Annotated in this window: 2 protein-coding genes; both read right to left on the bottom strand. The window is 44.3% G+C overall.

The features are described from left to right. Positions 1–317: 317 nt before the first annotated feature. A complete protein-coding gene (locus RV1423_RS28145) occupies positions 318–1241 on the bottom strand; it encodes a GNAT family N-acetyltransferase (RefSeq protein WP_034303955.1) in 924 nt (307 codons plus the stop codon). Positions 1242–1365: 124 nt separating this feature from the next. Then, the gene (locus RV1423_RS28140; protein ID WP_034303953.1) at positions 1366–1764 is read right to left on the bottom strand and encodes a hypothetical protein; all 399 of its coding nucleotides are present in this window, start codon (positions 1762–1764) and stop codon (positions 1366–1368) included. Positions 1765–1896 lie beyond the last annotated feature (132 nt).

Here is a 1896-nt window from a genome sequence, read left to right as displayed (position 1 = left end):
GACTATTTTACCCGCCTCGGCTAATACCCTTTTCCTTATTGGGTTTCGGATAGGTGAGACAGGTGAGGCAGGTCAATTTCAAGTTCTAAGATAAGAAAAATAGAAATACAGTACATGCGGTATATACAGTGCGGCGGCATGTCGACATTCGGGTGCCTCACCTGCCTCAGCGAGCTGGATCCCAATAGCCATCTGGGTTCTAGGTGAGGCAGGCAATCTTATGCGGTTGCCTCAGAGGTGTCTCACCTGACTCATTCAAAAATCGATCTCCTCAGCGCTGCTTAGATATTTTGGGGGGGATCTCATGGTGAAAATCTTCACATCTTTTCGAGAAATTTTTCCGATGATGTTAAGTATTCCATACCAACAAATATACGATCGGAATAAACTTTCGTGAAATCGATTTTCTCGTAAAATTTAATGGCGCTATTCCCTTTGAAAACCTTTAAACGTATCCCCATGGCGTCCGTAGATAAAAGGAGATTGATAATGAAGTTCATGGCAAATCGTCCGACCCCTTTATATCGATAGTCCTTTAATACATGTATATCTTGTATATAAAGAAAATCCCCCTCTATCTTTACTGAGAAATATCCGACTCGACTATCCTCAATAGAAATGATAAAGCTCCGGTTGAGTTTCCAGTTTTCTTCAAATTTAGCATCTGACCAATCAATTCCACTTTCGGCGTAGTACTGACTCATTTCAGAGAAAACAATGTTTTTTGCGAACGTTAGGTCTTCGCTAGAGGCGGGACCAACCGTTTTATTAATGTCTGCCCCATGCCGTAACAATAACTCAGCACAGTCCAGATGTGATTCCTGAATTGCCATCATCACCGGAGTGTCATTTCCAAATATCAAATTTGGATTAGCACCATGGTTCAGTAAAATTTCAAGAATCTCTCTTCTGCCTGCTGCCGCAGCCATCCATACAGGCGGGCCAAATGCCTGCTTACCCACTCCAGGAAGAATCACCTTGTCAGGGTCTGCTCCAAGATCGAGCAGCAATTGCATTGCCGCTAAATCATGATTAATTTCGACCCATACCAAAGGTGTAACTCCGCCGTCTCCTGTAGCATTGATATTCACCCCACTACCAATTAATTTCCTTACTTCAAATTTATCTCCATTGATGGCCGCCTTGATCAACTTGGCGACACCTTCGTCATGGAATGCATCCTGTGCTGATTTATTTCCAATAAACAGCCCATCGGCTCCTGCAACAAAAGACGCACACATCAGACACCATCCAATAACGATCTTTCTTAATCGATGCATATTCATGTTGTTAATTTTGATGGAGTTCTGAAGGCAAAAAACAATCTATACGTTCGCTTTTACCTAGTGGTCAGCTTCTGGCCGATTAGGGACGTTTGGTTAGACGTTCATCCATACTCTTATGCCAAGCGCATACATGGAATGCAAGAATCATCGCTGGGCCGGCTAACAAGATTATCAATACAAAACCGGCTCCAGCCGTAATTATCACAAAAGGTGCCATGCCAATTAGAGCAGTAATAAAGCCGAAATTTGGCCAAAACGGTTTGAGTTTTCGCCCCAATATCCAATTTATGGACAGCCAAATTAGAACCATCCACGACAACGCGCCGCATACGAAAAACGGCAAAAGTAACAACTTTGACCAATGCCCATATTGAACAATGCCCATTGCCGCCCCATAGAAGGGGGCGCCACTCACCTTGGCCGCAGGAATGCTATACGCAGCTACCAACATGAAAATCAGTAGTCGGATGTAGGACATAGATAGATTCTCATCGGATTAGCGCATGCCACGATGGCATGGGATTCACCGCCGTATCGTGCCATGCTTTTCATTAGTTCAGACGGATGCTTATGGCGGCTTCTGGCCGCTTGCTGACGTTCATGTCAGCGG

This window comes from Herbaspirillum sp. RV1423, assembly GCF_000577615.1.
Taxonomy (GTDB): Bacteria; Pseudomonadota; Gammaproteobacteria; order Burkholderiales; family Burkholderiaceae_D; genus Herbaspirillum.
The sequence above is the reverse complement of the archived record's forward strand: the minus strand, read 5'-3'. Positions and strand labels throughout refer to the sequence as shown.

Coding starts and splice junctions, on each gene's coding strand:
- RV1423_RS28140 (WP_034303953.1), bottom strand. CDS start 1,764: ATGTCCTACATCCGACTACTGATTTTCATGTTGGTAGCTGCGTATAGC.
- RV1423_RS28145 (WP_034303955.1), bottom strand. CDS start 1,241: ATGTGTGCGTCTTTTGTTGCAGGAGCCGATGGGCTGTTTATTGGAAAT.